Below are 22,132 nucleotides of genomic sequence, written 5' to 3'. Positions count from 1 at the left end.
CCCGCGGCTTCGGCAGCCCACGCCCCACAACCGCGGACGCGACGGCCTCCGCCGCAACCCGCTCCCGCCGCCGCTCAACGTCCGCCCCACCATCGGGCAACCAAATCGAGGCGAACCGCGGCGGCTCGACGGCAGCCGCCACCCTGGCCGCTGCCCCCTTCTCGGACGGCATCGCGGCAGGCGCGACCTCGACCTTGAGCACGGCCCCGACCTGCGATGCGACAAGCGCTCCAAGCCCCAGCACGACAACGGCCGCCACGAGAAACCACCGCCGCCGCACCCCGCTCCACCCCTCACCACCGCCCGGCATGCGCCAAATCGTAGATCTTGCGGCCGCAGCTCACCTCGTCCGCCCGATGCCCTTGCCGCGAGGAGGGCCTAGTCGAGCAGAGCCCGGGTCGTGGACGCCAGCTCCTCGGCCCGAATGGCGTCCTCCATACCCCGGGAGCCGATTGCCCCGATGACCCGATGGGCTTCCACCGCCTCCTGAACCAGGGCCTGCGCTTCGTCGACGACATCCAGCGCGACACCGGAGGCGGTGTGGAAGTGGTGAAGAAGCTCCTCGTCGCTGCTATAGAACTTGTCGCGGGTACGGAGCGTCCGGTTGAGCTGATCGGGGGTCATGGCCTTCTTGTCGCGGCCCGGCCGCTGCTTCGCCAGCAGATGGGCGAGCCGAAGCCGCGCGTCGGCAGCCGCGATGACCCTGGTCTCCGGTGACATGTCCCGGGCACCGCCGTCGAACCGCGGGAAGTCGGTGGTCACCGCAGCCGATTCGCGGACCGCCTGGACGACGTTCGCGGGGTCGCCACCCGAGGGGTCCGCCCTGTCGTGAGCCCACAATGCGGCGCGGGCGAGCGCTCCCGACATGTGAGCGAAACCCTTGAACTGGACTCCGCTCGCAGAATACGAATGAAGGTCGGCGATCTCCCCGAAGGCCGAACAGAAACCCAGGTCGAGCGGGTCACCACAGATGAGCCTGAAGAGGACGGCCTCGGCGCGACCGGCGGCGGACGCCATCCTCGCGTGCCGTTCAGCCTCCAGATGCTCGTACACGCTACGCCCGTACTTCAGCGCCTTTTCACGCAACCGCGCCGGGTCCTTGGCCATCGACACCTACCTCTACAGGCCGAACTCGCCGCTCTTCACCCGCTCCAGCAACCCGGCGAAGGCATCCCGCCCGAACGCCAGCCGCTCCCCGCCCGGATCCTTGGAGTCCCGCACCCACACCCGGCCTTCCAACCCCGCCAGCTCAACGCATGCGGGATCACTGTCACCGCCGCTACGAGAACTCTTACGCCACTCGATCGTCCGCATATGTCCTCATCGTCTGTTCGATCAGATCCCGAGAGTCACTCTTCGAGAAGGCGATGGCTCCGATCTGGGCAAATCGGAGCGCGAGCTTCGCAATTTCGTCTCCGCCTTCAATGAGCCGCCCGCCGAGTTGTGCGCCCACGTACGCCACCTCTCGGGAGCCTACTCGAAGTATCTGGATCGCCCCATCATGCCCAGGATGTCGCCCGACAGAGCGGGGAACTATCCGGACCGCAGATCGCGGTGACCTGCCGACTTCGATGAGATACGCGAGCTGCTCCTCTATCACGGCAGCCCCCCCGACACGACACTCCAATACCTCTTGATCGAGAAGGACCCAGAGGTAGGGCGGCTCGTCCCTGGCAAGGATCTCTTGACGCTGCAACCGTGCTTCGGTCTCCTTGCCAACATCCAACTTCTGGTCGCTGTCGGCCACCAGGGCACGGGTGTACGCCTCCGTTTGCAGGAGCGCCGGGACGATCTTGCCGTGGTAAACCTCGATGTTCGTGGCCCCCCGTTCGTACTGGAGATACTGCTTGTACCAATCGGGGTCGTGACCGCTACAAGCGAACATGAACAACCGCTCGAAGTGACCACCGGTTTTCCACGCCTCGTCGAGGCGCTTCATGTAGACGTCGCGCGGCCGAAGTCGTCCGGCCTCCCAGTTGGATACGGTCGCCCGGGTCACGTGGACGACCAAGGCGGTCTGAGCGAGCGAGAGACCTCGCTGCGTGCGGTAAAACCACAGGTCGAAGGCCAGCCAAGCCCACAGCGAGGACGCCGGGTCGATCGACTCGCGAACACTCATCGCTCCCCCATAGATGTATCGCGCCACCTCGAAATCACTTCAGGTTAATTTGCGAACACCCACAGTGAGGGCAGATTCCGCGAACCGAGGACGGCCCTCAATGAACGATCTTGATCTCGTCACCCCGGCACCCGGCATTCCCGAGGTGCGCCTGACTTTGCTCGCCGTACCGTCAACGGTCGTACTGGCCCGCGAACTCGTCCGATACGCCCTCACGAACTGGGGGTTCGACCGCGAAGTGATCAACGACTCGACCCTCGTGATGAGCGAGATCGTCACCAATGCCGTCACGGCGGCGCGCGGTCGGCAGATCCGACTCCGCTGCGCCTTGTACGAGGGGACGCCGCTTCTGGAGTGCTGGGACCCGTCCCCCGAACTCCCGACCCCGAGCCCTCGATCCCTCACGGCCGAAAACGGCCGCGGCCTCGCCATCGTCTCCGCCTACGCGAAGCAGACCGGCACCCGTCCCTCCGCCACCGGCGAAGGCAAGATCGTCTGGGCCCAAATGCCCACCTGATACTCCAGCCGTATTCGGGGACGGCCCACCCTCGGCAGCGCCGGCCTCAGCCGACCGGCCGAGGCCGCCACCTCCCCCGGGCCCGGATCTTTCGTTATGGCTGGAGTGTTCAGGGAAGTCGTAGTTCTGGCTCCAGTGCGGTGATCTGATCGGCCTCGACGCGCCAGGCGCGGCGGTCGGGCAGGACCGCCAGTGCCCGGTGCAGTTCGGTGCCGATGTAGTGCAGTGCGACGCCGTCTCGGTGGCATGGCCGGGCGGTAGCACTCCGTCGGCCACGGCTCGCCGGTAGCGGGCCCGGCGTGGCTGGTCGGTGAGATCGTCGTGAACGCCGTTACTGAACGGGAGGAATCCCAGGCCGTCGGCCGGCACCGTCAGCGAGTCGCCGAAGGAGTCGGTCACCCCTCCGGCATGCCAGCACAGGCTCCCAGCGCTCGTCCCGGCGAGCACGACGCCCTTGTCCCAGCACTCGCGCAGGATCGCCTCCAGCCGGTGGGCGCGCCAGACGGCGAGGAGGGTCACCACGCTGCCGGCGAATCTCTTCCGCGCCTCTTCGAGGAGGTCGAACGCCCACGAACAGGTCTTCGCGCAGAAACTCCTCCACGCCGGCTGGTCTCATCGGCCTCCCTTACGACATGCAAGGCGGGTGTCGACGGTCATGCAGATCTGGGTGAGCCGTGGGTTGTCCCTAGAGCCGAACAACGACACGACGCCTGCGCCGTGCACGGCTCGTCCAGCGTCATCTTGACGACGAAGCGCCGACCGCGGATTGGCCTGGCCGCCTCGCTGGGCGGTTGGAATGGGAGGTGATGCGGCGGGTGTTGAGGATTGGATGACCACGGTGGAGGAGCGTTTGGCCGGGGAGCGGGCCGAGACGGTGAAGCTCATCGCGTCGCTGAGCGGCGACTGGGAGGGTGTCGTCGAGGCTTCGGCGCAGACCGGGGTGGATGACGAGCACGACCCGGAGGGCGCCACCATCGCCTTCGAACGCGCCCGGATCGAGGCGTCCCTAGGACGGGCCCGTGCGCAGCTGGCCGACATCGATGACGCGCTGCGCCGGCTCGGCGATGACACCTACGGCGTCTGCGAGCAATGCGGCGGCCCGGTCGGGGCGGAGCGGCTGGCCGCCCGCCCTGCCGCCCGGACCTGCTTCGCCTGCGCCGGCACCTGACTGGCGGCGGGCCTGCTGGCGATCATCGGGTGGTCGTGGTCCGCTCAGCCCGGATCCGCCGGCGGGAAATCGGATCGCTTCGCCGCCATCGGTGTGCGACGGTTCCTGCGTGCCTCAATCGATCTTGCGCACCGACCGCCTGTTGCTGGTCCCGCTCGCCGACCGGCACCTCGACCTGGAGGTTCGGCTCGACTCCGACCCGCAGGTGCTTCGCTATCTCGCTGGACGGCTGCCGACCAGGGACGAGATGGTCGCCTCTCATCGGCGGCGGATGGCTGCGGCAGGCAAGGTGGACGGCTTGGGCTTCTGGACGGCCTTCGCCTCCGATGGCAGCGAGCCAGGCACAACGGTGCCGGCATCGGAGGAGGTGGGCGAGTTCATCGGGCTCATGATGCTGCCGCCGGCGCATGGTCCCGATCAGCCCGACGATCCGACCGTCTCGGATCTGGGGTACCGCGTCCTTCGCCGGCACTGGCGGCAAGGCTTCGCCAGCGAGGCGTCCCGCGTCCTTCTGCGGCATGCCTTCGACACGGTCGGGCAGAGTCGCGTGATCGCGCAGACCATGGCCGCCAACGCCGGATCCAGGGGCGTGATGCGGGCCATCGGCATGCGGTACGTGCGCACGTACTACCCGGGGTTCGACGATCCGCTACCAGGTGCGGACCTGGGCGAGGTCGAGTACGAGATGACCCGCACCATGTGGGACGAGATTCGCTGAGGCGGCGGCGAGCGGTTCCGGCTTGCGGTCTCGCGTCATGGCCGCCCCCGGGCAGCCGAGGCGTCCCACCTCGCCGTTTATGCCCATACTTTGGGAGATATGAGGACCCCCAGAGTGCAGGTGCTGGTCGCGGGCGGCGGGCCGGCGGGGCTCGCGGCGGCGGTGGAGCTCGGACGGCGCGGGATCCGGACGTGCCTGGTCGAGCCGCGCGTCGCCATCGACCACGACCGTCCGCGCGCGAAGACCACCAGCGTCCGGACGATGGAGCACATGCGCCGGTGGGGGCTCGCCGGGCGGTTGCGGGACGCGGCGGCCCTGCACGTCTCCTGGTCGCAGGACGTCGCCTTCTGCACCTCTCTGCTCGGGACGGAGCTCACCCGGTTCCGCAACGCGTTCGGGCTGTACGACGTCCGCCGCGATGACCGGGCGGAGCCGGGCCAGCAGGTGCCGCAACCGGTCGTGGAGCGGGTACTGCGGGAGGCGGTGGAAGAGCTTCCGTCCGTCACCTGCTTGATAGGGCACGCTGTCGTCGCCGTTGAGCAAGACGCGTATGGCGTGCGAGCCACGGTCACGGACCCGGACGGCGCGACCCGCGTCGTGTCGGCGGAGTACCTGCTGGGATGCGATGGCGCCGCCGGGATCACTCGGACGGCCATCGGCGCCTCCTACACGGGGTCGAGCGGCGAGCGTCCCAACCTCAGCGTCGTCTTCGAGGCGCCGGGCCTCGCCGAGAAGGTCTCCCTGGACCCGGCGGTGCAGTACTGGGTCGTCAGCCCGAACGTGTCCGGCCTGATGGGACGGCTCGACCTGCACGACCGCTGGTGGACCATCGTCCAGAAGGTCGACACCCGCGAGGAGGCCCCGGACGCACTCGCGCTGGTGCGGTCCCTCATCGGCGACGAGCATGAGATACCCGTACGCGTCATCGCCACCGATCCCTGGATCGCGCGGATGCTGCTGGTCGACCGCTACAAGTCCGGCCGTACCTTCCTCGTCGGTGACGCCGCGCATCTCAACCCGCCGTGGGGCGGCCACGGGTTCAACACCTGCGTCGGCGACGCGGTGAACATCGGCTGGAAGCTCGCCGCCGTCCTCCAGGGCTGGGGCGGTCCCGCCCTTCTGGACAGCTACGAGCCGGAGCGCCGCCCGGTCGCGGCGCAGACCATCGCCGACAGTTCGGCTCAGGAGAAGCTCCTCGCCCCGTCCTTCGCGTCCCTGCTGGACAGCGGCGACGACATCGCCGCCGCCCTCCAGGCGAAGGCCGGCGAGTTCTACAGCGAGGGCCTCGTCTTGGGCTATCACTACGCGGCGTCCCCGATCGTCGTCGACGACGGTTCGCCGGTGCCGCCGCACACGCCGATGTCCTACTCCCCTACCGCCCGCCCTGGCGCCCGGCTTCCGCACGCGTGGCTGCCCGGCGGACGGTCCCTGTTCGACATGCTCGGGGACGGGTTCACGCTGTTGCGCCTGGGCCCTGCTAACCCCACCGCCTTTGAACGGGCAGCGCACGCGTCCGGCGTCCCGCTCAAGGTCGTCGACCTGACGGCAACGCCCCTGCCCGGACGGTACGAGGCGCCCCTGGTTCTCGTACGCCCGGACCAGCACGTCGCCTGGCGCGGAGGCGACGGCGGCAACGCCGACCGGGTCCTGGACGTCGCACGCGGCGCCGCCTAGAGAAGCGATCCGGCGTCGAACCGCGACTTCAGGTATCCGTACTGGAGCATGAGGTCGGCGACACGCTGGAGGCGGGCGCGGCTCACCGACGTCGGGTAGCGGGCGAGGCGGATGCTGGACGCCATCGCCGCGCTGATCTTGGTGTAGGTGGGGAGGATGCTCTCCACGAGCTTCCGGTCGCCCGCGACGAGCCGCTGCGCCTTCTCGATCGCCTGCCGGAACGCCGCGACGGTCCGGGGATTCTCCTTGGCGAACTTCCGCGTCGTCACGTAGCCGGAGATCGGGAGGTCGGGCGCCGGCCCGTTCTCGGCGCCCGAGTCGAGCACCATGCGGGCGCCCAATGACTTTCCGGTGGCGGTGATGAACGGCTCGATCGCCAGCGCGGCATCGACGCTCCCGTCCTTCAGCGCGAGCTCCATCTGCGGGTAGGGGACCTCGGCGAAATCCGACTCGGGAATCGTCACCCCGTACTGCTTCAGCCCCGCGGCCACCTCTAGCTGCGCGAAATTGCCCTTCGTGTTGACGGCGACCTTCTTTCCGGCGAGATCCTGCGGCCGCCGGATCGGCGAATCGCCCGCGACGATGATGCCGACGGTTCCCGGAGCCGCCCCGTACGCGTCCGCGACCACCTTTTCCGGCCCGACTCCCCTGGCCGTCGCCTGGATGGCGGAGACATAGTTGTTGACGCTGAAATCGAGGCTGCCGCCCGCCAGCTTCGGCACCGCCGCCGCCCCGCCGGTCTCCAGCTGCGTCTTCACGGTGAGCCCGGCCTGCCGGAAGAACCCTTTCTGCTTCGCCACGAACAATGCCGCGAAGTCGGGCGCGGGCAGATAGCCGACGTTGACCGTGGACTTCTCCGGCCCCGTACCACTCTTGCTGGAAGACCCGGGCCCGCAGGCGGCCACGGGAAAGAGCAAGGCCAGGCCGAAGAACGGAACAAGGGCCCGGCGACGAATTCCTGCCACCATTCGAACGCTCCTCGAAGAGGATGCCGGCCGACGCGATCTCATGCTACCCAAGAGATCACGACATGTCAGGACCGAAAACGCCACCCCGACCGCACTACCGGAGCGCGTTCCGCCTGTCCACCACGACGACCTGCAGGTCGAGCCGCCCCTCGCCGTAAGCTCGCAGCAGCCACCGAACCGCCACACCGAACCCGACCCCGTCAACGGCGGCCGCACGCGCCTCAGCGGCGTCGTGCTCGGACTCCCGGTGCAGCCAGAACTGGCGGGTCTGGGCGAACGGCCTGTTCGTCCGCCCCGGCGGCCCGCCGGGAGCCGGGCCCAGCACCACCAGTCCGGCACCGTACGCACGCGTGAGGGACTGGACGACCCACTGCATCGTCACCCGTTCACGCCGGGCACGTTCCGCCGCCGGGGCGTACTCCCGTTCAGTGTCGATGGCGATCGGGTATCTGTGGCGTCCAAAACTGTCCACGGGCCGGCCGTCGGCGTCCTTGCGGCGTCCGTCGGACGGCATATCAATAGCCTGCATGCTCGGGATGGCACGACAGGAGGAAAGCGAGCATCCGAGTAGCATCCCGGTCCAAGTAGAAACGGACCATCTCCGCGTTGAACTCCTGACGCCGGGCCGCCGGAACACTGATCGCATCGATGCCGTGTGCCATCAGATGACCGTTCATCATCGACCGCCCGGTCCGTTTGCTGCCGTGGAAGTAGAACTGCTGAAGTACGGCGAAGAGAAAGTACGCCATCGCCTCCTCCGCCACATCGGAGACCTCCTCTGCCAGCCATGCCACACCGTCGGAGTACAGGGCGCGCAGATTGCCGCCGCCGGGCTCGGTCTCCGGCGGCAGATAGCGACCATGCTCGCCCAAGCTCACGCCGGGGGTCAGCATCACGGTCCCTTCGCCTCTGAACATGCCCGATTCCAGCGCCTCGTCGCGGGCAATGATCGCGTGCAGGCGGTCGGAGGTGGCCTTCTCCAGGACGAACTCGCCACCCGTGACGAGATCGAGCACCTCGCGGGACGCGTCGGCCAAGGCCAGGACCTGACGTTCATCACTCACCTTGCGCCCCCCGACGGTTACGCCATCCATCAGGGTCTGCACCTCCGGATAAGTGAATGGATTGCCCTCCAACTGGGCCGCATCCCAGACGAACTCGGGCAGTGACCTGCGATAGCGCCATACCGCCCGCTCCGGTGTGTGCACGCTGAGCCCACCGAGCGAATCCTCAATGACTTCTCTGGCCCACGCGAAACCCAGTGGACTCTTCACGGCCGCTCCCTTGTCGATCAACTTCGCAGGTACACTGTACCAACGGACGCCCCAGGTATCGGAGGATTGAAACGGGGTTGGGGGAGCTGGTTGGGTTGAGGGGATGGGAGCTCACGGGGAGAGCGGTCGCGGACGGTTCATGTGGGCTCGCCGGGTGCTGGTCATCGTCATGTGGGTGGTGGCCGCGGTGATCGGACTCTGCATCCCGATCATCGGCCTCACCTGGCTGACTCAGGGTGCGCAGCAGATGGGGGACGCCTCGGCGCTCGCCGATCGCGGCCGGCCGACCATCGGGACCGTCCAGGACACGCGGGCCAGGAGCGACGGGCCGGGGACGGGCGTCAAGCACTACATCCTGGTCAGGTTCGCCGCCTCGGACGAGACCCACCACAGCGTCTGGGCGGACGGCGACGAGGACAAGGGCGACGTCGTCCGGGTGCTCTACGACCCGCGCGACCCGGAGAACGCCATCACGGGGTCGGTGACCGACGAGAGAGTGCACGGCGTCACGCGCATCGTCGGCGGCGTCCTGCTGGGCCCGCTCTTGATCCTCATCTACGTCGGCTGGGGCTGGCGGAAACTCCGCGACCGTCGCCGCGCCAGTCGGTAGCCCAGATACTTAACCCTTGCGCTAACCATCGCCGGGACGCAATACTTAGCCTCATGGCACAGTATTCGGCGCAGCTGGACGGCGTGTTCGTCGCCCTCGCCGACCCGACCCGGCGCGCCGTCGTCCGGCGGCTCGGGCGCGGCCCCACGAGCGTCGGCGACCTCGCCCGCGACTTCCCGATGACCCTCCCCTCGTTCATGAAGCACGTGCGGATGCTCGAGTCGAACGGGCTCATCCACACGGTCAAGTCCGGACGGGTGCGCACGTGCGTGCTCAACCGCGAGCGGCTCGGCCTCGTCGACGACTGGCTCGCCGAGCAGCGCCGGATCTGGGAGGAGCGCACCGACCGCCTTGAGCAGTTCGTCACCGACCCTGAGGAGGACACCAGATGAACCCCGACCTCGACCTGTACCTGGAGCGGATCATCCGCGCCCCGCGCGCGACCGTGTGGAACGCCTGGACCGACCCGTCCAAGCTGGAGCGGTGGTGGATCCCGGCTCCGACCCGCTGCCGGGTGGAGAGCCTCGACCTGCGGCCCGGCGGGGCGTTCGTCACGCGGATGAGCGACGACGGTTCCGAGTTCGTCCCGCACCTGAACGCGTGCTTCCTCGCCGTCGACGAGCACCGGCGGATCGTGTTCACCAACGCGATCGACGGCAGCTGGCGTCCCGCGAGCCCCGCCCCGGTCGCGATGACGGCCACGATCACGCTGGACGACCACCCGGACGGCACCGACTACCGGATGACCGTCCGGCACGGCGACCCGGAGTCCCGCGCGCAGCACGAGAAGCTCGGCTTCGCCGACGGCTGGGGAACCGTCGCCGGCCAGCTCGCCGCCCTCGCCGAACGCACGGCGCCCTGATGACGACCTTCGTCCGTTAACCGGGGGCTTATGCGTTGTCTGCGGCAATGTGAGGATGCGGATACTCGTGGCCGAGGACGAGCGGTTCCTGGCCGACCTGGTGGCCGAGGGGTTGCGGAAGCGGGCGATGGCCGTGGACGTCGCCTACGACGGGGACGGGGCGCTGGAGCGGCTCGCGGTCAACGAGTACGACGTCCTCGTCCTGGACCGCGACCTGCCGGGCGTCCATGGCGACGAGATCTGCCGGGAACTGGCGCAGCGGGGCGCGGCGGTGCGCATCCTGATGCTGACCGCGTCGGGGGCCGTGCACGAGCGGGTGGACGGCCTGAACCTGGGGGCGGACGACTACCTGGCCAAGCCGTTCGCGTTCGACGAACTGGTGGCGCGGGTCGGCGCGCTGGCGCGGCGGAACGTCGCGCCGCTGCCGCCGGTGCTGGTGCACGGCTGCCTCACGCTGGACACGGCGCGGCGGGAGGCGTTCCGGGACGGCCGCCGGCTGGCGCTGTCCCGCAAGGAGTACGCGGTGCTGGAGGTGCTGATGCAGGCGCGGGGCACGGTCGTCAGCACCGAGGACCTGCTGGAGCGGGCCTGGGACGAGAACACCGACCCGTTCACGACCGTCGTCAAAGTGACCATGAGCAAGCTGCGGGCCAAGCTCGGCGAGCCGGCCGTCATCGTCACCGTGCCCGGGAGCGGGTACCGGCTGTGAGGCCGATGACGGTCCGGGCCCGGATGACGCTGCTCTACGGCGGGCTCTTCACCGTGATCACGCTGAGCGTGCTCGGCGTCGCCGTGTGGATCCAGAAGAAGATCATCAGCGACAAGGTGCAGGACGTGCCCTTCAACGTTCCCGCCGCTGAGATTCCGTGCGCCCGGCGTCCCCCCGAACTGCCGTGCGCGGACGTCCCGTTCCGGGCCGTGGAGCCCCTCCCGCCGGCGGGGCAGAAGCGGGTCGTCGGGCCCGAGCAGTTCCAGGACAGCCTGGTCGACTCGCAGCGGGTCGTCACCCTGGTCGCGCTCCTGGTGATCATCGTGCTGGCGTTCGCGGTGTCGTGGTGGCTCACCGGCCGGCTGCTGAGGCCGCTGCACCGCATCACCGGCACCGCCCGCCGGCTGTCGCTGTCCACCCTGCACGAGCGCATCGCGCTGGACGGCCCGCAGGACGAGCTGAGGCAGCTCGCCGACACCTTCGACGCCATGCTCGACCGGCTGGAGCAGGCGGTCGACAGCCAGCGCCGGTTCGTCGCGAACGCGTCCCACGAGCTGCGCACCCCGCTCGCCATCCAGCGGACGGCGATCGAGGTCGGGCTGGCCGATCCCACGCCGGAACGGCTCGCGGAGGTCAGGGCGGAGATGCTGCTCAACACGCGGCGGTCGGAGCGGCTCATCGAGGGGCTGCTCGTCCTCGCGCAGGGCGAGCGCGGGCTCGACGCCCGCGGTCCAGTGGACCTCGAAGCCGTGACCGGGCAGGTCGTCGAGGACGCCGGGCCGCTCGCCGAGAAGGCCCGCGTCACCGTTACCGCCGCCACGGAGCCCGTCACCGTGACGGGCGACGAAGTGCTGCTCACCCGGATGGTCGCCAACCTGGTGCAGAACGCGATCCAGCACAACCAGCCCGGCGGGGACGTTCGGGTCGACCTGTCGCGCGATGGGCTGGTCGTGCGCAACACCGGTCCGCGCGTCCCGCCCGAGAGGGTGGACGATCTCTTCGAACCGTTCCGCAGGCTGCACGCCGACCGGACCGGGTCGGACGGCGGCGCGGGGCTCGGGCTGTCCATCGTCGCCGCGATCGTCCACGCCCACGACGGCACCGTGAAGGCCACGGCCGGCCCGGACGGCGGGCTGTCGGTGGCCGTGGCCCTCCCGGCGGCGCCTCACTCGCTGCGGAGCACGGCCGCGGTGCGGGTGGCGGCGGCCCAGCCGGCGGGCAGCCAGGCGCCGAGCACCGCGACCAGCAGCCCGGCGCAGGCGGGCGGCACCAGCAGCGGCCAGGTGTAGACGTGGATCCAGGACGTGGCCATCCCGCTGCTGAGGACCTCGCCGGTCAGCACCACGACGCCGTGATGGGCGAGCACCCCGAGCGGGACCCCGATCGCGCCGCCGACGACGCCGAGCGCGGCCATCGACGTCACCATCATCAGGACGACCTGCCGCGGCGTCATGCCGACGGCCTTGAGCACGCCCAGGTCGCGGCTGCGCTCCCGGGTGCTCAGGACCACGCTGTTGAGGACGCCGAGCGCCGCCGCCCCGCAGATGAGCAGTGAGAACAGCAGGAACAGCCCGTTGAGGATCGCGCCGCCGCCGAGGTCCGGCTCGACGGCCTCGGCGTGCAGCCCGGGCACGGCCCGGTCGAGGCTCGCGGCGTAGGCGGACGGATCGGTGCCCGGTGTCACGATCACCGCGAACGGCCGCCGCTCGATGCCGCCCGCGGAACCCGGCAGGCTCGCGGCGTCGAGCATCAGCCTGCCGGTGTCGGAGTGCGCGAACGAGCCCACGATCCGCAGCTTCACCTGCTCATCGCCGGTGCGCAGGGTGAGGGTGTCGCCCACGTCCATGCCGTTGAGCCGCAGGAACGCCTCGGTCGTCACCACCTCGCCCTTGCCCGTGAACCAGCGTCCGCGGACGATGCTGTCGCCGAGGAACGCCGCGTAGTCCCCGCTGTAGGTCTCGGCGGACAGCGTCGAGGACATCCCGGGGATCCGGACGGGCATGGGCTGGAACGACATCGCGTGCGCGGTGCCCGGCTGGGCGCGCAGCAGCGCGTACACCTGCTGCTCCGACAGGTTCGCCGTCCCGGCGCCGTGCGGGTCGACGCCGACGGTGACGGAGGTGTGCCCCTCGGTGTCCGCCGTGAGGATCTTCTCGACCGTCTGGTGCAGACCGAGGCCCATCGTCACCGCGAGCACGCCCAGGCAGAGACCGGCGAGCGTCAGCGCCGTCCTGGCCGGGCGCGCGACCGGCAGGCTCAGGCCCAGCCCGGCCGGAACGGGCAGCCGGGTGCGGGCCAGCCACCGCTGCGCCCGCCGGCCGCGGCCCCGGCGCGACACCGTCCCGGCGCTGATCGCCTGGACGGCGGGCAGCCGTCCGGCGCGCATCGCGGGCAGGAGCGCGGCCAGCACCACCAGCACGAGCACGCAGCCGCCCGCGGCCACGTCCAGCGCCAGACCGCCGCCCCCGGCGGACGGCAGCTCGAATCCCTCGGCCAGGGTCGCCGTCATCCGGGCGGCGAGCAGGTGCCCGGCGACGAGGCCCACCGCGCAGCCCGCCAGCGCCGAGGTCATGATCATCACGAGGTAGACGGCGGTGACCTGCGCCGGGGTGAAGCCGAGCGCCTTCATGACGCCGATCCGGCGGTAGCCGGACACCACCGCGCCGCTGACCACGTTGCCGATGAGGAACACCGACACGGCCATCGCGAGCGCGCCGAAGACCGTGACGAACGGGAGCAGCTCGTTGAAGTTCTCCTCGAACGACTGCCGGGTGGCGGTGTAGGAGTCGTAGCCCTCCATCGGCAGCCCGGCGGTCGCCGCGGCGACACTCGCCTTGACCTGGGACGCGTCGCCGGCGCGGGCGAACCGGTACGCCATCAGCAGCCTGCTCGGACGAAGCGCGGCGATCTGGGCGGGCGTCACCCATCCGCGGGGCCCGCCGTCCGTCGCCGAGGTGGCGAAGCCCACGATCTTGAGCACCGGAGACCCCGGCGGCGCGAGGTTGTCGCCGAGCCGGCGAGGCCCGGCGGCGTCCCCGCCGCGGAGCACGACCTCCCCGGGCGCGCGGGCCCACCGGCCCGAAGTGATCGTCAGCCTGTCCACCGCACCACCGGGCTCGGCCCGCCCCGCGATGAGGATGCCGTCCTCGCCGACGACCCCCGGGCCCATCCCCGGCGACCGCGGCAGGAAGGCCGCCTGGAAGGGACCCGCGGCAGCCGCGACCCCGGACGCGTGCGCCGTCGCCGCGACCTGCCCGGCGGTCGTCTTCCCCGTGTCGAACGTCACGGTCGCGTGCGCCCCGCGCGCCTTCGCGAACGCGTCGTCGAACAGCGAGTTCGAGGCGGCCAGCAGACCCAGCCCGAACACGAGGGTCGCCGTGGACAGCGCCACCACGACCCCGATGCTGACCGCCTGCAGGCGGCGCCGCCGCACCCCGGCCCGCGAGGCCGCCCAGACCGCGCTCACTTGACGGGCTCCCTCGCCTGCGCGACCTCGCGGACGATCCGGCCGTCCACGAAGTCGACCAGGCGGGTCGCGCACCGGCCGGCGAGCGCCTGGTCGTGGGTGACCAGCAGGACCGTCTGCCCCTTCCGATTGAGGTCGAGCAGCAGGTCGCGAACCTGCTCGCCGGTGCCGCTGTCGAGCGCCCCGGTCGGCTCGTCCGCCAGCAGCAGCGCGGGCCGGTTCATCAGCGCCCGCGCCACCCCGACCCGCTGCCGCTCGCCCCCGCTCAGCACCGCCGGGTAGGCGGCGCGCCGGTCGGCGATGCCCAGCTCGTCCAGCAGCTCCAGCGCCCGCGCCCGCGCCTTGCGCGCCGGGACGCCGACGAGCCGCCCGGCCAGCGCGACGTTCTCCAGCGCGGGCAGGTCGTCGAGCAGGTTGAAGAACTGGAAGACCATGCCGATCCGGCGCCGCCGGAAGCGCGCCAGCGCCGCCTCGCCCTTCGCGCCGACGTCCTCGCCGTCCACCGTCACCGTGCCGGTCGTCGGCTTGTCCAGCCCCGCGACCATGTTGAGCAGCGTCGACTTGCCGCTCCCGGACGGCCCCATCACCGCGACGGCGTCCCCGCCCCGGACCTCCAGCGACACCCCGTCCAACGCGGCGACATCGCCGTAAACCTTGCGCACGGCCTCAAGCCGCACGACCACCTCTTCGCGTGTGTTCACGCCCCAGAACGTGCCACCCAAGAGGTTTCGCGAAGGTGACCGCTCAAACCCCCAGGCCGCGGCCGATGATCTCCTTCATGATTTCGGTGGTGCCGCCGAAGATGGTTTGGATGCGGACGTCCTGGTAGGCCTTGGCGATCGGGTATTCGGTCATGTAGCCGTAGCCGCCGTGGAGTTGGACGCAGCGGTCGACGACGCGCTTGAGCAGTTCGGTGTTCCACCACTTGAGCATGGCGGCCTCGTCGGCGGTGAGCTCGCCCTCGCTCTCCTTGATGATGCAGTCGTCGGTGAAGGCGCGGGCGACGGTCAGCTCGGTCTTCATCTCGGCGAGGGTGAAGCGGTTGTGCTGGAACTTGCCGATGGGACGGCCGAACGCCTCGCGCGTCTTGCAGTACTCCAGGGTCTGCGCGAAGGCGTCCTCGGCGGCGGCCTGGGCGGTCGCGCCGATGGACAGGCGTTCGCGGGCGAGGTTCGTCATCAGGTAGATGAAGCCCATGCCCTCCTCGCCGAGGAGGTTCGCGGCGGGGACGCGGACGTTGTCGAAGAACAGTTCGGCGGTGTCCTGCGCGTGCATGCCGACCTTGTCGAGGTTGCGGCCGCGCTCGAAGCCGTCCATGCCGCGCTCGACGGCGAGGAGGCTGACGCCCTTCGAGCCCGCGGACGGGTCGGTCTTGGCGACGACGATGACCAGGTCGGCGAGGACGCCGTTGGAGATGAACGTCTTCGAGCCGTTCAGGACGTAGTCGTCGCCGTCCTTGACCGCGGTCGTCTTGATGCCCTGCAGGTCGGACCCGGCGGCGGGCTCGGTCATGGCGATCGCGGTGATCAGCTCGCCGGAGCAGTAGCCGGGGAACCAGCGGGCCTGCTGCTCGGGGGTGCAGAGCTGGCGCAGGTAGCCGCCGTTGATGTCGTTGTGGACGGCGAAGCCGGGCCCGTGCACGCCGGCCTTCGCCAGCTCCTCGTTGAAGATCACGTAGTACCGGTAGTCGGGGTTGCCGCCGCCGCCGAACTCCTCCGGCATGTCGATGCCGAGCAGGCCCGCGCGCCCCGCCGCCAGCCACACCTCGCGCGAGACGATCCCGTCCTTCTCCCACTGCTCGTGGAAGGGCGCGGCCTCCTTGGCGATGAAGGAGCGCACCATGTCGCGGAAGGCCTCGTGCTCCTCGGTGTAGATGTCCCGTCCCATCCGGCGGTCTCCCTCGGTAAGTGCCTGCTGATACATGTTTAATGTAACACTGGTGCTGTCACATAGAGGGAGGCGGGATGGAACTCACCGTCGACGAGCTGGCGGCGCGCGCCGGGGTCACCGTGCGCACCGTCCGGTTCTACGCGGGACGCGGGCTCCTCCCGCCACCGCGGCTGCGCGGGCGGACCGGCCTCTACGGCGCCGACCACCTCGCGCGGCTCGAACTCGTCCGGGAGCTCCAGTCGCTCGGCCTCACCCTCGCCTCGATCGAGAAGCACCTGAAGAGGATTCCCCTGGACGCGCCCGCCGAAGACCTCGCGCTCCAGCGGGCGCTGCTGTCCCCCTGGGCGCCCGAGCGCCCGGAGGACCTCGACCGGCACGAACTCGACCGCCGCGCCGGACGCCATCTGGACGACGAGACCGTCGAACGGCTGGAGGCTCTGGGCGTCGTCGAGCGGATCTCCGCGGACGCGGTGCGCGTCATCAGCCCCGCGCTCCTCGGCATCAGCGCCGAGCTGGCCGAACTCCCCATGCCGCTGGACACGCTGATCGCCTCGCACGACGCCGTCGACCGGCACACCACCGCGCTCGCCGCCGAGCTGCAGCAGGTCTTCCAGGACAGCGTCGTGCGCCCCTACCGGGAGGGCGGCCGCGCGCCCGAGGAGCGGGAACGGCTCATGGAGATGGCCGGGAAGCTCAAGCCGCTCATGATCCAGTCGCTCGTGACGTCGTTCCAGCGGGCCGTCGACAAGGCCATCCGCCGGTCGGTGCCCGACTAGGAGTCCTTCCACTCCTCGTCCTCGTACTGGACGAGGCGCGGGTGCACGAGCGTGTTGACCTCGACGTCGCGGCTGCGGCGGTCCTTCGGGAACACCGCTGACGCCTTCAGCACCGACTCGTCCAGGAAGCGGAGGCCGGGGACGGCGGGCGACAGCTTCAGCGCAGGCGGCTCCTTCGCCGGTGACGCCAGCACGTAGCCCCAGTCGCCGAAGCTGGGCACGTCCACGTGGTACGGGGTCGTCGCCAGGCCGGCGGCGGCGATGGACTTCTGGATGCTCCAGAACGACTTCGGCGCGAAGTACGGCGACCCCGACTGGACGACCATCCGGCCGCCCGGCGCGAGGATCCGCTTCACCATGCCGTAGAACTCGACCGAGTACAGCTTGGCCGTGGCGACGTCGTCGGGGTCGGGCATGTCGATGACGACCGAGTCGAACCGCTCCTTCTGGCCGCGCAGCCACGAGAACGCGTCACCGGTCACGGCGTGCGCCCTCGGGTCCTCGAACGAGTGCTGGTTGAGGTCCGCGAGAGGCTTGTAGGTCCGCGCCAGGTGCAGCATCTCCGGGTCGAGTTCGACCAGCGTCGCGCTCTTGACGTCCTTGTAGCGCAGCACTTCGCGCAGCGCGAGCCCGTCCCCGCCGCCGAGGATGAGGACCTTGCCGTGCGGCCCCGACAGCAGCGGGTGGACGAGCGACTCGTGGTACCGGTACTCGTCCACGGACGAGAACTGCAGGTCGCCGTTCAGGAACAGCCGCATGTCGGGACGTCCCGACAGCGCCACCTTCCGGGTGATCACGATCTCCTGGTACGGGGTCCGCTTGGCCATGACGATCGGGTCCTGGTACAGCACCTGGCGGGCGGATACCTCGAAGTCGTCCGCCAGCGTGTACGTCCCGACGAGGACGAGCAGGACGACCGCCATCGCGGCCCAGAGCCCGGCCTGCGCCACCCGGCCGACCTCGCGCCGGAACAGCCACAGCACCACCGCGATCCCGGCCACCACGTTGACCGCGCCGACCAGCAGCGCGCCCCTGAGGTGCCCGAACAGCGGCAGCAGGAGGAACGGGAAGGCCAGCCCGCCGATCAGCGCGCCCACGTAGTCGGCGGCGAACAGGTCGGCGACCGCCGACCCCGCGTCCTGCTTGCGGATCCGCTGCAGCAGCGTCATCAGCAGCGGCAGCTCCGCGCCGATCAGCGCCCCGACCAGGAACGACACGACGACGAGCGCCGGGCCGTACAGGCTCAGCCATGCGAACGCCGCGTACAGCGCCAGCACCGACAGGCCGCCGAGCAGCGCCAGCGCGGCCTCCACGATCGCGAACGCCGCGACCGGCCGGTGCCGCAGCGGCTTGGCGAGCAGCGACCCGACGCCCATCGCGAAGACCATCACCGACAGGACGATCGACGCCTGGGTGACCGAGTTGCCCATCAGGTAGCTGCCGAGCGCGACCAGGGCCAGCTCGTACACCAGCCCGCACGCCGCGCACGTGAACACGGCCGCCAGCACCATGGCGCGGGCGGCCCGCGCCGGGATGCTCAGCGGCGCCTTCCCCGCCGCGGCCTCTTCCGCCTCCGGCTCCACTGCCGTGTCGCCGGTCATGGGCGCGTCCTTTCCCCGGAGGCGTGCGCGGCCGCGTCGCCGTAGAGGGCGTGGCGCGCCGCCACCTCGAAGCCGTCCGCCAGCGCGTACGTCCCGCCGAGGACGGCCAGGACGGCCGCCATGCCGGAGACGAGCGCGATCCGCGTCCCGCGCCCGACCTGGCGGCGGAACAGCCACAGCACCACCGCGATCCCGGCGACCGCGTTGACGACGCCCGTGAGCAGCGCGCCCTTGATGTGCCCGAACACCGGGAGCAGCAGGAACGGGAAGGCCAGTCCCCCGATCAGCGCGCCCACGTAGTCGGCGGCGAACAGGTCGGCGACCGCCGACCCCGCGTCCTGCTTGCGGATCCGCTGCAGCAGCGTCATCAGCAGCGGGATCTCCGCGCCGATCAGCGCCCCGACTGCGAACGCCACCGCCACCAGCGCCGTCGCGTACACGTCGAACCAGGCGAACGCCGCGTACAGCGCGAGGACCGAGACGCCGCCGGCGAGCGCGAGCGCGCCCTCGACGACGGCGAACGCGGCGGCGGCTCGGTCCTGCAGCGGCTTGGCGGCCAGCGACCCGACGCCCATGGCGAAGACCATGACCGACAGGACGATCGACGCCTGCGTGATCGAGTTGCCGATCAGGTAGCTGCCGAGCGCGACCAGGGCCAGCTCGTACACCAGCCCGCACGCCGCGCAGACGAACACGGCCGCGAGGATCAGCGTCCGCGCGGCCCGCGCCGGAGCACCCGCCGTCAGGAGACCGCCCCGGCCACGATCGCGGCGACGCCCAGGTCGGCGGCGGCGACGACCCAGCCGGCCGGGTGGATCGCGGTGCCCGCGCCGCCGGAGCCGACGAGCGTCGCGCCGAGCTTGCCCGGCGTGAGGACGTCCAGCAGCAGGAACGCGATGATCATGAGCACGATGCCGCAGCCGCCGAACACCGCGGTGTCGATCAGCCCGTCGCTGAGGTCCGTGTCGCTGGTGACGATGGCGGTGAAGACGATGGCGCCGATGCCGAACAGCTTGACCGCGAGCAGCAGCGCCGCGCCCCGGTTGCCCTCGGTCCAGATCTGCTTGCCGAGGCGGCCGGGCGTCGTCACCTCCACCACCAGGTAGCCGAGCGCCATCAGCGCGATGCCGACCGCGCCGTAGGCGAACGTCGCGCCGATCTCGTGCAGGATGTCGTCGTTCATGTGTCGCTCCTCATTTGCCCGACCCTGGTCCGCCGCCCCGGAAGGATGCGGCGCCGCTGCTCGTCCATCCGCCGCTGCCTGGGCGGCTCCACCGGTTGCCCACGTAGGAGTGGTAGCGGTTGTAACCGCTCCGGGCGTTGTCCAGCGTGATCCGGCTGCCCGGCCCGTTCGGCAGGACGCCGACGACCAGCTTCGGGTAGCGCAGGAAGATGCCTCCGCCTGAGCCCACCGTCGTCATGCCGCTCACCCTGTCGATCGGCTTGAACTTGCGGCCGATCTCCCCGGCGACGGTCTGCGGGGGCTTGGGGGACCGGAACTGGCCCGACCCCATCTTGGTGTACTTGTCCCCGAGCCACGACTTCTGCGACTGCCCGCAGCCGCTCAGCGCCGTGGCGGTCACAACGGCGGCGACCACTGCGCCGCCCACCCGGTATCTGCTGTTCACAGGGATTCTGGGGCGAACACCCCGGCCTTGAGGGCGGGGAGGAAACCTCTCCGTACTGTCATGTTCTGTCGGTCCCTTTCGTTAGCGTCGTGTGCATGTCCCGTTACCGTTTGCGGCCGACTCTCGTTCAGGAGGCGAGCCTGCTGGAGCATTGCGGCCATGCCCGGTTCGTGTGGAACCTCGCTATCGAGCAACACTCCTGGTGGACGCCGTGGCGTGGCCCGGCCCCCTCGTTCGCCGAGCAGTGCCGCCAGCTCACCCAGGCCCGCGCCGCGTTCAAGTGGCTGCGCGCCGGGTCGAACACGGTTCAGCAGCAGGCGCTCAAGGACTTTGCCCCAGCCATGGCCAACTTCTACGCCGGGACGCACCGGCGGCCGAGCTGGCGCAAGGCCGGCGTCCACGAAGGCTTCCGGATCGTCGGCCAGCGTGGCAATGCTTGGGACCTCCGCCTTGTGTCCCGCCGGGTGGGGCAGGTGCGCGTGCCGAAGGTGGGGTGGGTCAGGTTCCGCTGCTCCCGCCCTGTCCCGCCGGAGGTGAAGTCGTTCCGGGTGACGCGTGACCGTGCCGGGCGCCGGCATGTGGCATTCGCCGCGATACCCGACCCGATACCCGCACCGGGCAACGGGCAGGCGGTGGGCGTGGACCGGGGCGTCACCGTGTCCGCGGCCCTGTCCACCGGGGAACTCCTGCACGCCCCTACCCTCACCAGCGCCGAGGCTGACCGGCTGCGGCGGCTGCAACGGCGCCTGGCCCGCGCCAAGCGCGGTTCCCACCGCCGCGCCCGCGTCAAGGCCGCCATCGCCCGCCTGAAGGCACGCGAGAGCGACCGGCGCAAGGATTGGCTGGAGAAGACCAGCACGACCCTGGCCCGCGGATTCGACGTCATCGCCGTCGAGGAGTTGAACGTGCGGGGCACCTGCGGGCACTGCGCACCGGGCAACCGCGAGAGCCAAGCGGTATTCCGGTGCGTCGCCTGCGGGCACCAGGCCAACGCCGACGTCAACGCCGCCTGCAACATCCGAGACACCGCCGTGGGACGCACGGTGGCTGCGCGGGGAGGCCGGGTGCTGACCCGGCCGGCGAACCGCGAACCTCAACCCGACCTCCTCTCAATATAGGGACGGTTGGAATACTCCGCCTTCAGGCAGGGGAGGACGTCAACAGCCGGCTTCGCGTCATCACGATCTCCCTGGTCTGCGGGTAGGCGTGCCACGTTCGCCACCCCAGCCCGGCGTCGTCGGTCTTCTCTTCCAAGGTCAGGGCGGTGACGGCGTGCGGGGAGCCGGGGAAGGCCCCGGTCAGCGCGTCACCGCGGTCGGCCAGCCGCGCGCACACCGCCTCGACGGCGCGGGCGAACGCCGTCGCGTCGCTGTGCGCGGCGGTCGTGGCGGCGAACTCGTACGTCCAGCCCGGCACGGTCGTCGTGGCCCGTCCGGGCAGCGGGTCGGCCTCGCCCTCAAGGCACGCCACGGTCTCGCTCAGCGGCCCGGCGATGATCTGGTGGGACGCGCCGAGCAGCCGCAGCTCCACGGTCACGCCCGCGCGCTCCACCGGCAGGACGGCGAGGGCGTCCAGCGGCGGGAGGCCGAGCGCGAACGAGAGCCCGTCGGCGCGCGCGTCCGCGTAGGGGGTGTCGATGGTGGCGCGCAAGGTCAGGTACCGCTGCCCGGGTAGATGGTCATCGACCCGGCCGGGACGCGCTCGCCGAGTCCCGCCTCCCACTGGCCGCCGCCGTACTGCTCGAACGACAGGTACTTCCCGCGCGGGCCCTCGTAGTCGACGTACTCGACCCGGCCCTGGACGCCGACGCCGGTCGTGCCCTCGCTGGTGTAGTCGGCGGTGCCGTGCTCGTCGCGGCGGTACTCGACGCCGTCCACGACGATGTCCTTCTCGCCGGGGGTGAGGTCGCCGATGTCGTGCTCGGTCCACCAGACGACTTCGAGGTCGGGGTCCTCCTCGACGGAGACCCACACCTTGGTGCCCTCGATGGTGTCGGCGTCCAGGAGGTGCTCGCTCCAGGTGAAGCCGCCCTCCTTCAGCCGCAGCGAGCCGCGGACGAAGTAGCGGGTGCCGAGGTACTCGACCATGTCGCCCGCCTTGAGGGACCGGGGGTCGCCGGCCACCTGGTCCTCGGGGGCGAACGGCTGTCTCC

25 protein-coding genes and 3 pseudogenes are annotated in these 22,132 nt (G+C 70.5%); 11 read left to right on the top strand and 17 right to left on the bottom strand.

What is annotated here, in order from left to right; translation table 11 throughout:
* The 4 genes from E1293_RS48750 to E1293_RS26740 all read right to left on the bottom strand — a co-directional run.
* On the bottom strand, positions 1-202 hold a 202-nt coding region (locus tag E1293_RS48750), incomplete at its 3' end, for a hypothetical protein (protein WP_207939112.1).
* A gap of 176 nt (positions 203-378) precedes the next feature.
* Positions 379-1,107: a hypothetical protein gene (locus tag E1293_RS26750; protein ID WP_132200241.1), complete on the bottom strand. Its 729-nt coding sequence runs from the start codon at positions 1,105-1,107 to the stop codon at positions 379-381.
* A 12-nt stretch (positions 1,108-1,119) separates the two neighbouring features.
* Positions 1,120-1,314: a DUF397 domain-containing protein gene (locus E1293_RS26745; RefSeq protein WP_132200240.1), complete on the bottom strand. Its 195-nt coding sequence runs from the start codon at positions 1,312-1,314 to the stop codon at positions 1,120-1,122.
* Positions 1,292-2,119 carry a helix-turn-helix domain-containing protein gene (locus E1293_RS26740; RefSeq protein ID WP_132200239.1) on the bottom strand — a complete coding sequence of 276 codons (828 nt, stop codon included), beginning with the start codon at positions 2,117-2,119 and terminating at the stop codon, positions 1,292-1,294. Before E1293_RS26740 ends, E1293_RS26745 begins: the two co-directional genes overlap by 23 nt.
* A gap of 100 nt (positions 2,120-2,219) precedes the next feature.
* Between E1293_RS26740 and E1293_RS26735 the strand changes: the two genes are divergently transcribed.
* The gene (locus tag E1293_RS26735; RefSeq protein WP_165978407.1) at positions 2,220-2,636 is read left to right on the top strand and encodes an ATP-binding protein; all 417 of its coding nucleotides are present in this window, start codon (positions 2,220-2,222) and stop codon (positions 2,634-2,636) included.
* Between the two features lie 282 nt (positions 2,637-2,918).
* Here the strand turns inward: E1293_RS26735 and E1293_RS50780 are convergent.
* Positions 2,919-3,155 (bottom strand): annotated as a pseudogene (locus E1293_RS50780) (Type 1 glutamine amidotransferase-like domain-containing protein); the annotation flags it as partial.
* Between the two features lie 310 nt (positions 3,156-3,465).
* Here E1293_RS50780 and E1293_RS26725 point away from each other — a divergent pair.
* From E1293_RS26725 to E1293_RS26715, 3 genes are all read left to right on the top strand, one after another.
* Entirely contained in the window at positions 3,466-3,804 is a 339-nt protein-coding gene (locus E1293_RS26725; RefSeq protein ID WP_132200237.1) for a TraR/DksA family transcriptional regulator, read from the top strand.
* Between the two features lie 124 nt (positions 3,805-3,928).
* Positions 3,929-4,522, top strand: a complete 594-nt coding sequence (locus tag E1293_RS26720; RefSeq protein ID WP_207939111.1) for a GNAT family N-acetyltransferase — start codon at positions 3,929-3,931, stop codon at positions 4,520-4,522.
* Positions 4,523-4,621: 99 nt separating this feature from the next.
* Entirely contained in the window at positions 4,622-6,196 is a 1,575-nt protein-coding gene (locus E1293_RS26715) for an FAD-dependent monooxygenase (protein WP_132200236.1), read from the top strand.
* On the opposite strand, the gene E1293_RS26710 is transcribed toward E1293_RS26715, so the two are convergent.
* The 3 genes from E1293_RS26710 to E1293_RS26700 form a co-directional block, all read right to left on the bottom strand.
* The gene (locus E1293_RS26710; RefSeq protein WP_165978406.1) at positions 6,193-7,164 is read right to left on the bottom strand and encodes an ABC transporter substrate-binding protein; all 972 of its coding nucleotides are present in this window, start codon (positions 7,162-7,164) and stop codon (positions 6,193-6,195) included. The two genes, E1293_RS26715 and E1293_RS26710, sit on opposite strands and share 4 nt — an antisense overlap.
* Before the next feature lie 94 nt (positions 7,165-7,258).
* Positions 7,259-7,693 carry a hypothetical protein gene (locus E1293_RS26705; RefSeq protein WP_132200234.1) on the bottom strand — a complete coding sequence of 145 codons (435 nt, stop codon included), beginning with the start codon at positions 7,691-7,693 and terminating at the stop codon, positions 7,259-7,261.
* Entirely contained in the window at positions 7,680-8,438 is a 759-nt protein-coding gene (locus tag E1293_RS26700; RefSeq protein ID WP_207939110.1) for a Fic family protein, read from the bottom strand. The genes E1293_RS26705 and E1293_RS26700 overlap by 14 nt, the downstream gene beginning before the upstream one ends.
* A gap of 139 nt (positions 8,439-8,577) precedes the next feature.
* On the opposite strand from E1293_RS26700, the gene E1293_RS26695 reads away from it, so the two are divergent.
* The 5 genes from E1293_RS26695 to E1293_RS49625 are packed head-to-tail and all read left to right on the top strand — an operon-like array spanning position 8,578 to position 11,908.
* Positions 8,578-9,048 (top strand): DUF3592 domain-containing protein, encoded by a 471-nt coding sequence (locus E1293_RS26695; protein WP_165978405.1) that lies wholly within the window; start codon positions 8,578-8,580, stop codon positions 9,046-9,048.
* A 53-nt stretch (positions 9,049-9,101) separates the two neighbouring features.
* Positions 9,102-9,440, top strand: a complete 339-nt coding sequence (locus E1293_RS26690) for an ArsR/SmtB family transcription factor (RefSeq protein ID WP_132200232.1) — start codon at positions 9,102-9,104, stop codon at positions 9,438-9,440.
* Complete coding sequence (locus tag E1293_RS26685) at positions 9,437-9,910, top strand: SRPBCC family protein (RefSeq protein WP_132200231.1); 474 nt, start codon at positions 9,437-9,439, stop codon at positions 9,908-9,910. Before E1293_RS26690 ends, E1293_RS26685 begins: the two co-directional genes overlap by 4 nt.
* 55 nt (positions 9,911-9,965) lie before the next feature.
* Positions 9,966-10,619 (top strand): response regulator transcription factor, encoded by a 654-nt coding sequence (locus tag E1293_RS26680; RefSeq protein ID WP_132200230.1) that lies wholly within the window; start codon positions 9,966-9,968, stop codon positions 10,617-10,619.
* Between the two features lie 5 nt (positions 10,620-10,624).
* On the top strand, positions 10,625-11,908 hold the full coding sequence (locus E1293_RS49625; protein WP_132200229.1) for a sensor histidine kinase: 1,284 nt from the start codon (positions 10,625-10,627) through the stop codon (positions 11,906-11,908).
* Here E1293_RS49625 and E1293_RS49620 read toward each other — a convergent pair.
* The 3 genes and pseudogenes from E1293_RS49620 to E1293_RS26660 all read right to left on the bottom strand — a co-directional run.
* Positions 11,893-13,419, bottom strand: a pseudogene (locus E1293_RS49620) (ABC transporter permease); the annotation flags it as partial. The gene E1293_RS49625 and the pseudogene E1293_RS49620 overlap by 16 nt on opposite strands.
* 662 nt (positions 13,420-14,081) lie before the next feature.
* Entirely contained in the window at positions 14,082-14,786 is a 705-nt protein-coding gene (locus tag E1293_RS26665) for an ABC transporter ATP-binding protein (protein WP_207939109.1), read from the bottom strand.
* 43 nt (positions 14,787-14,829) lie between these two features.
* The gene (locus tag E1293_RS26660) at positions 14,830-15,972 is read right to left on the bottom strand and encodes an acyl-CoA dehydrogenase family protein (RefSeq protein WP_132200227.1); all 1,143 of its coding nucleotides are present in this window, start codon (positions 15,970-15,972) and stop codon (positions 14,830-14,832) included.
* A gap of 77 nt (positions 15,973-16,049) precedes the next feature.
* On the opposite strand from E1293_RS26660, the gene E1293_RS26655 reads away from it, so the two are divergent.
* Complete coding sequence (locus E1293_RS26655; protein WP_132200226.1) at positions 16,050-16,751, top strand: MerR family transcriptional regulator; 702 nt, start codon at positions 16,050-16,052, stop codon at positions 16,749-16,751.
* Here the strand turns inward: E1293_RS26655 and E1293_RS26650 are convergent.
* The 4 genes and pseudogenes from E1293_RS26650 to E1293_RS26635 all read right to left on the bottom strand — a co-directional run bounded on the left by E1293_RS26650 (position 16,748) and on the right by E1293_RS26635 (position 19,980).
* A complete protein-coding gene (locus E1293_RS26650) occupies positions 16,748-18,352 on the bottom strand; it encodes a polyamine aminopropyltransferase (RefSeq protein WP_132200225.1) in 1,605 nt (534 codons plus the stop codon). The two genes, E1293_RS26655 and E1293_RS26650, sit on opposite strands and share 4 nt — an antisense overlap.
* A gap of 20 nt (positions 18,353-18,372) precedes the next feature.
* Positions 18,373-19,098, bottom strand: a pseudogene (locus E1293_RS48740) (polyamine aminopropyltransferase); the annotation flags it as partial.
* Complete coding sequence (locus tag E1293_RS26640; protein ID WP_132200223.1) at positions 19,095-19,535, bottom strand: DUF350 domain-containing protein; 441 nt, start codon at positions 19,533-19,535, stop codon at positions 19,095-19,097. The pseudogene E1293_RS48740 and the gene E1293_RS26640, both read right to left, overlap by 4 nt.
* A 10-nt stretch (positions 19,536-19,545) precedes the next feature.
* Positions 19,546-19,980: a DUF4247 domain-containing protein gene (locus E1293_RS26635; protein WP_243716582.1), complete on the bottom strand. Its 435-nt coding sequence runs from the start codon at positions 19,978-19,980 to the stop codon at positions 19,546-19,548.
* A gap of 95 nt (positions 19,981-20,075) precedes the next feature.
* On the opposite strand from E1293_RS26635, the gene E1293_RS26630 reads away from it, so the two are divergent.
* Positions 20,076-21,098, top strand: coding sequence for an RNA-guided endonuclease InsQ/TnpB family protein (locus E1293_RS26630; protein ID WP_132200222.1), 1,023 nt, complete (start codon positions 20,076-20,078; stop codon positions 21,096-21,098).
* Between the two features lie 22 nt (positions 21,099-21,120).
* Here E1293_RS26630 and E1293_RS26625 read toward each other — a convergent pair whose 3' ends face one another.
* Complete coding sequence (locus E1293_RS26625) at positions 21,121-21,630, bottom strand: DUF2617 family protein (RefSeq protein WP_132200221.1); 510 nt, start codon at positions 21,628-21,630, stop codon at positions 21,121-21,123.
* A gap of 2 nt (positions 21,631-21,632) precedes the next feature.
* Positions 21,633-22,132: DUF4178 domain-containing protein (locus tag E1293_RS26620; protein ID WP_132200220.1), on the bottom strand; the 500-nt coding region annotated here is incomplete at its 5' end.

The organism is Actinomadura darangshiensis (genome assembly GCF_004349235.1).
In the GTDB taxonomy this organism is placed as follows: Bacteria; Actinomycetota; Actinomycetes; order Streptosporangiales; family Streptosporangiaceae; genus Spirillospora; species Spirillospora darangshiensis.
Note: the sequence above shows the minus strand (reverse complement) of the source record. Positions and strands in the feature narration are given on the sequence as shown.